The organism is Rhodococcus sp. OS5 (assembly GCF_056837585.1).
In genome coordinates, this window is the sequence record NZ_CM166368.1 from 6,388,983 (window position 1) to 6,395,452 (window position 6,470).

General features: G+C 59.2%; 9 protein-coding genes. 1 reads left to right on the top strand and 8 read right to left on the bottom strand.

Going from position 1 to position 6,470, the window contains the following annotated elements:
• Positions 1–77: 77 nt before the first annotated feature.
• Positions 78–758 carry a 16S rRNA (guanine(527)-N(7))-methyltransferase RsmG gene (gene rsmG, locus ACVZUB_RS29900; protein WP_039973059.1) on the bottom strand — a complete coding sequence of 227 codons (681 nt, stop codon included), beginning with the start codon at positions 756–758 and terminating at the stop codon, positions 78–80.
• A 720-nt stretch (positions 759–1,478) separates the two neighbouring features.
• Between rsmG and ACVZUB_RS29905 the strand changes: the two genes are divergently transcribed.
• Positions 1,479–1,841 carry a hypothetical protein gene (locus tag ACVZUB_RS29905; protein WP_218696093.1) on the top strand — a complete coding sequence of 121 codons (363 nt, stop codon included), beginning with the start codon at positions 1,479–1,481 and terminating at the stop codon, positions 1,839–1,841.
• 70 nt (positions 1,842–1,911) lie between these two features.
• Here ACVZUB_RS29905 and ACVZUB_RS29910 read toward each other — a convergent pair whose 3' ends face one another.
• The 7 genes from ACVZUB_RS29910 to rpmH all read right to left on the bottom strand — a co-directional run bounded on the left by ACVZUB_RS29910 (position 1,912) and on the right by rpmH (position 5,732).
• Positions 1,912–2,403 carry a DUF6301 family protein gene (locus tag ACVZUB_RS29910; protein WP_260646396.1) on the bottom strand — a complete coding sequence of 164 codons (492 nt, stop codon included), beginning with the start codon at positions 2,401–2,403 and terminating at the stop codon, positions 1,912–1,914.
• Positions 2,404–2,660: 257 nt separating this feature from the next.
• On the bottom strand, positions 2,661–2,987 hold the full coding sequence (locus ACVZUB_RS29915) for a hypothetical protein (RefSeq protein ID WP_287979379.1): 327 nt from the start codon (positions 2,985–2,987) through the stop codon (positions 2,661–2,663).
• A 122-nt stretch (positions 2,988–3,109) separates the two neighbouring features.
• The gene (locus ACVZUB_RS29920; RefSeq protein WP_003942504.1) at positions 3,110–3,673 is read right to left on the bottom strand and encodes a Jag family protein; all 564 of its coding nucleotides are present in this window, start codon (positions 3,671–3,673) and stop codon (positions 3,110–3,112) included.
• A 20-nt stretch (positions 3,674–3,693) separates the two neighbouring features.
• On the bottom strand, positions 3,694–4,800 hold the full coding sequence (yidC, locus tag ACVZUB_RS29925) for a membrane protein insertase YidC (protein ID WP_003942570.1): 1,107 nt from the start codon (positions 4,798–4,800) through the stop codon (positions 3,694–3,696).
• A gap of 4 nt (positions 4,801–4,804) precedes the next feature.
• A complete protein-coding gene (yidD, locus tag ACVZUB_RS29930; protein WP_007729147.1) occupies positions 4,805–5,185 on the bottom strand; it encodes a membrane protein insertion efficiency factor YidD in 381 nt (126 codons plus the stop codon).
• Positions 5,182–5,562, bottom strand: coding sequence for a ribonuclease P protein component (gene rnpA, locus ACVZUB_RS29935; RefSeq protein ID WP_003942450.1), 381 nt, complete (start codon positions 5,560–5,562; stop codon positions 5,182–5,184). Before rnpA ends, yidD begins: the two co-directional genes overlap by 4 nt.
• A gap of 26 nt (positions 5,563–5,588) precedes the next feature.
• A complete protein-coding gene (gene rpmH / locus ACVZUB_RS29940; protein ID WP_003942540.1) occupies positions 5,589–5,732 on the bottom strand; it encodes a 50S ribosomal protein L34 in 144 nt (47 codons plus the stop codon).
• Between the last annotated feature and the right edge of the window lie 738 nt (positions 5,733–6,470).

Genomic DNA, 6,470 nt, shown 5'->3' on the forward strand with positions numbered 1-6,470 from the left:
TGCTCCTTCGATTGGGAATCGATCACTAGGTGCTCTCATCATCTGTACATTGCTCTCGATTGCATGCGTGTAAATCATCAACGCTGGCGGCGCTTCGGGAGACGTTCGGCCTTCACCACAACAGTGGGGGTGCGGAGAATCTTGGCTCCGCATTCGAGTATTTCCAACTTACCTGCGCCCAACTTGGTGAGCGCCGTACGGTCTCGCTCGATCTCCTCGGAGGCGCTCGAACCCTTGAGTGCCAACATCCGGCCGTGCTCGTGAATGAGTGGGAGGGACCAACGTGCCAGCTTCTCGAGAGGCGCCACAGCTCGCGAGGTGACTACATCCGCGCCGCCCGCTTCCTTCACAACACCCGATTCCTCGGCTCGCCCTCGGACAACCAATACGTCCAATCCGTTGGACTCGATGAACTCCGCGAGGTACACCGAGCGTCGGAGCAACGGTTCGACCAGAGTCACTTTCAAGTCCGGGCGGGCGATTGCGAGAGGGATACCGGGTAAACCGGCACCGCTTCCAACGTCCACAACCGACTCGCCTTCGGCAATCAACTCACCGATGACGGCGCAATTGAGAAGGTGACGCTCCCACAGTCGAGGGACTTCACGGGGACCAATGAGCCCGCGCTCGACACCATCCGTCGCCAGGGATTGGTAATACCGTTCCGCGATCTCATATCTGTCACCGAACACTGCGCGCGCAGTCTCTTGTTCGTCCCAGTCAACCGACGCCGCACCATTCTGTTCCACGTGAAACATCCTCCCGCGTAAACCGCGAAATCAACAATCAAGACCGAAATCATTATCCGCTCTGGAGCCGACATGTGTTCGCTTCTGCACACCGACTCGCTGTGAGTCTGCCGACTCGTTCATTCTTTGGGAAGTATTCGGCCCAAAATTCAAGCGGGGGAGGGGAGGGGTTCACGTTCCACGTGAAACATTGCGCTGAAAAATCTTCCAATTCTGACGCGTTTCACGTGAAACATAGCCGGGCGATCGAATGCAGATAGGAGCGCAATTCTTAGTATCATCACAGTGACGAAACTGCCATGGGTAGTTACATGGATGAAATTCTGACCCAAAAAGACCAATTTTCGATGAAAAAGTCGTTGCAAAAGATCGCCGACGTCGGACTGCAGAACGGACTCGGTCAGTCAGATCCTCTCTGTAGGTCGACTCGGAAAACAGACTTCGATTCCAGATCTCGGACAGCTTCGGTATCTCATCGCCGGTTGTTGCGAGCCATATATCCGTCGGCTTGACACTCCTGTTGCGGGACGCCGGAGGCTTGGCATCACAAACCGCGAATCCAAGGAGCTTCGCATCACAGGATGCGCATGGCGAGTTCGCCTTCGATGTGGATACCGGTGTCGGCGGGAAGATCAAAGTCGAGCAGGGGACCTGCCCGATGCGCAGGATGAATTCCTGCGCCTGGACTCGAAAGCGCTGCAGGATCTGCGCGATTAAGATCCGCGCTTGGTGCAGGAGTTGTTGGACGGCAAGGACTACCTGTTGGTGCATACCGAACCCGGAACCAACAAGATCACCGCTTACGAGTTCGATCCGGGCACAGCGAAGTCCTTCCACCTCGAACAGTCCGGATCCGCCCTCATGACGAGACCAGCAGCAGGTGTGGGCGCGACGCCGATCGCACACCCCGCGAGTCAACCGAACTCAAGGCGGTCCCATGATTACCCCGACGCGGTCCGCAGTGTATGGACCGGAGCCCGTGTAGGCGATGTCGATTCCGGTTTGCTTGGCAAAGTAGTCGCCGCCGATCTCACCCCGAAGCCCGCAACAACATCATCGACTTTGCGTGGCGACGAAGCCCATTCGATGTGAGTGGTCCGATTCGTGTGAGGAGCGCGCAAACCTGTTCCCGCACCGGATGCGATCTCGCCGACCTCGATCGCTAGTCCTCGTCCTCGTACTCCGGTTCGGGCTCATCCACCCATGCCTGATATCCCGGACTCGTCAGACGCAAGTCGATCGCATTGACACCCAGGTGCAGTGAAATGACCGCTTTCGGCAGGTCCCACCGGAGAGCTGTCTTTGGTTCGGGTTCGGCGCTCGTGGCTGTCCCCAGGAGTGCGGTAAATGCCACATCGAGGTTCGTGAACCCTTCGTCCAGCAGCGGGCGCACCACTGTCATGGGCGTAGCGTCATCTGCCACGTCCGTGACGAAGATCGAGATCCAATTCATTCTGTGTTGCCGCCCGAACATTATCGATTCGGACTGACCAACACGGAGTCCGGTCCGAATCGAGGCGCCGGTCTGATCCAATTCAACGACCTCCCATCCAGCCTGTGCGCAGAAGGGTTCCAGGTCGTCGACGGCCCAGGTCCAGTCGAATTCTGCGGCGAGGCGGGCAATCCGGGTGGCGCCCTCGATGTCGACGTGCATGTGCGGATGCTACTTCCTTCGTGATCGTTGTTGATGACGCCCCAATCCGGGGGCCGTCGAAGTGAGGGCTCGCGGGTTGTCGGTCATCGGATGCCAGCACCGAAGGTGACGACCTTGCCAGCAGGCCTGACGACATCAGGTCGGTGATCCATTGTGGCGGCAATCTGGGGCGGAGTTCGAGGGCTCGGGGCAACAACCATCGATCCGGTTTCACGTGAAACGAAGGCCGACTATTCCTCCTGGGGGAGGGGAGGGGCTCACATGTAGTACGGCATGTTGTCGATCGAATATCCGAACATGCACAGTGCACCCCCGACTAACAAGAAGGCAATCGCGAAGCTGAGCATGACCGGTCTCCCGGATCGCCAAGCCAATGCAAGTGGAATGAATACGACGGCGACTACTCCCAGCGGCAACAACCAGCAGAGCCAATACTTCAGACCGCCCGGCGGAAAGGACTGGACTTCCATTTTCTGCTGTAGTTCGAAGACCACGGGCCAATAGCTCAGGCCGCACACGAGCATCCCTATCAAGGCCCCAAGGGTCATCAATCCGAGAGGGAATCCGGAGCGCTCGTTGGACATGTCGACAACGATAGGCAGCGGACCTTCACCGTGCCGCCGGATTCGGTTTCACGTGAAACACCTCTCGGACACAAAAGCGGGCCCCGGAAAATCCGGGGCCCGCATTCGATCAAGGGGGAGTGTCAGTCCTTGAGGACAACCACTCGACGAGACGGCTCAGCGCCTTCGCTCTCGCTGGAAACACCGGCGACCTTGGCGACGGCGTCGTGCACGATCTTGCGTTCGAACGGCGTCATCGGAGCAAGCTCTTCGCGTTCGCCGGTCTCGAGAACACGCTGTGCAGCTTCCGCACCGAGAGCACTGAGTGCCTCGCGGCGGCCCGCCCGCCATCCGGCGATGTCGAGCATCAAGCGGCTGCGCTCGCCGGTCGACTGTTGAACAGCCAGACGAGTCAGCTCTTGGAGAGCATCCAGAACCTCACCCTTACGTCCCACAAGCTTGGTCAGGTCGTCGCCGCCGTCGATGCTGACGATCGCCCGATCGCCCTCGACGTCAAGGTCGATGTCTCCGTCGAAATCGAGAACGTCGAGCAACTGCTCGAGGTAGTCGCCGGCGATCTCGCCCTCTTCGATCAGGTCGTCATCGGAATCGTCGATGTCTACATCCACATCGGTAACCGGCGCAGTGGTTTCGGTGCTCACGTCTGCGTTCTCTCCATCCACAACGATGTCAGCTTCACTGGACATTGGTCGTTCTCTTTCCTGGATCAGCGCCGTTTATTGCGCTTGGGGGAGTTGCCGCGGTTGCTCTGTGGCCGGTTCTGTTTCGGTTTCGACGTGGAACCACCACTGGAACCCGAGGGCTTCGGCTGTGGCTTCTTGAGCGAAACTTCCGGGGCGTCACCGTCGTCGTCGGCTGAATCCGCGGTCTTCAGCGCAGCCGGAGATCCCTTCTTCTTGCTGGGATCGGGACGGGCACCGGGCTTGGGCGCATTGTCGTTGCGGCGAGTGATCGCTTCCTGCTTCTTGGCTTCTTCTTCCGCGTCGATCTTGCGGAAGACGAGGTGCTGCTGACCGTAGGTCCAGATGTTGTTCGACACCCAGTACAGGAGGATCGCGATCGGAAGGAACGGTCCACCGACCAGAACACCGAGCGGGAAGACGTACAGGGCGAGCTTGTTCATGATCGCGGACTGCGGGTTCGCGGCAGCTGCTTCGCTCTGACGGGCAACAGAAGCGCGTGAGTTGAAGTGCGTCGCGATGCTGGCGATGATCATCAGCGGAGCGGCCACGAGAATGATGTTCAGCCGTGACGGAAGCTCGGGAACGTTCTCGGTGACGTAGGCCTGAAGCTGCGCAACCGGCGTCGTGATCGCGGCCGAGATGGGCGCGCCGAACAGACGAGCATCCAGGAACGACTGGACGTCAGTGGCCGAGAAGACGTAGTTCGGGGTGTTGAGGTTGTCTTCGGCGCTCATGCCCAGCTGGCCCATGCCGGTGCCGGTGCGGTTGAACGAGCGCAGGACGTGGAACAGACCGATGAACACCGGAGCCTGAGCCAAGACCGGGAGACAGCCCATGATCGGGTTGAATCCGTGCTCCTTCTGGAGCTTCTGCATCTCGACGGCCTGGCGCTGACGGTCGCCCGAATACTTCTTCTGCAATGCCTTGATCTGTGGCTGCAGTTCCTGCATCTGACGCGTCGTGCGGACCTGCTTCACGAACGGCTTGTACAGAACCGCACGCAAGGTGAACACCAGGAACACCACGGAAAGCGCCCAGGCTATTCCGTTGTCCGGGCCGAGAATGAACCCGAAGACCTTGTGCCAGACCCACAGAATCGCGGATACCGGATAGTAGATGAAATTGAGCACGGCTCTAAGTACTCCTCTGTTCGTCCGTCGGACTGTGACACGCTGCGCGTGCTTCCGGACAGCTATGGCGGCTACCCGCATCACGGTCACGACGGGCAGGGACAGGGTCCCACCCTCCAGAATGCCAGGGGGCACACTTCGCCAACCGCACCACAGTCAAGAAAAGGCCTTTGATCGCCCCGTGAGTGCGCAGCGCTTCGACTGCGTATTCACTGCAGGTGGGGGTGAACCGGCAGGTCGGCATCCTCAAGGGCGACACATACGTCCGGTACAACTCGATACAGAAGATGAGAACAGTGGCGGGAGCGCGACGCACAGCCTTCAACACCGTGATGACACGGGAGGCTCTGGGAGTCTCGATCTGCTCAGAGAGCGGAGTACTCATGGCTCTTCACTTACCGACACCAATAGGTTCATTTTGGTCAGGCCCCCGCGCAACTGCTTGGCCAGTTCGGCTGAACTGGCGGTAGCTGCACCCGGAAGTGCGCGGATAACCACGTCTGTCTCCGGTGAAACCTGTCCGACGAAATCTGCACAGATATGACGAAGCCGGCGTGCGACTCGATGTCGAATCACCGCCGGCCCGACAGCCTTGCTCACGATCAGCCCGAACCGGGGACCGTGATTTGTTACTACCAGCGCCTCTACTTGCTCGCGATCGAACGCGTGCACGACAAGGTCGCGTCTTCCCATACGACGTCCACGTCGCACCGCCACGGAGAAATCCGCGTGGCGACGCAACCGGAACGGCTCAGGCAACACCCCGAGCTCCTGAACTCGAAATCAGATCAGGCGGTGAGGGAATCGCGGCCCTTACGGCGACGCGCCGAAACGATTGCACGACCCGCACGGGTACGCATACGAAGACGGAAGCCGTGAACACGCGCGCGGCGGCGATTATTCGGCTGGAACGTCCGCTTGCCCTTGGCCACGGTCAACACTCCTCGAAGTTCATTGACGCCTCCCGGCGTCATTCAGTGATCGACGCCTTACGGCGCCTTTGGATACAACAGGTACAGAACAATCAGCTTCACTCGTTGTGGCTTGGAAGACCGTTCCGACCTGACATATGTAGCCAGCACGAAGCGATCACCACCAGCGGGTGACCGTTAGAGGTTACTTACCACCGTTGCCAAGGTCAAACCAGCCCGATTCGGAGCCCTCCCGCGGCAACCACGGCGACACGCCGATACTTACATCATTCCGCAGATTCCATTCACAGTGTGCATACGGCCGTGACCTCGAGCGAGGCGGCAAGTGTGACCTTGGCAACAGTTCCGCTACGGACTGCAGGTGACCCGAAGGCAACCCGGACAGTTCCACCGGCGCATGCTCTCGACAAGGCCTCATCAGCACATACGGGCACGAGCGCCGGACGCGACCCCGAATCCCGAGTTTCCACATTCATCCACAGGGCTGTGAGTGTTGACGCATCCCCGACACCAAGTGGCGAACGCCTCGAGTTCCGACAAAGTTGCAGGTAGATCAATTTCTCGATCACTTTGACGAATTTGGTTGACGAAAAAACCGACTCAGTGCAGGTTTGTCCACATCTGTGGATAATTGTGTGGAAACACAGCCCAGGTGGCATATTCGTAGCCTGTTACGGGGTTCTCACCCCGGGTGGTAATCCACCGAATCATTCGACGCCGCAGCCATACGCTCGGCAG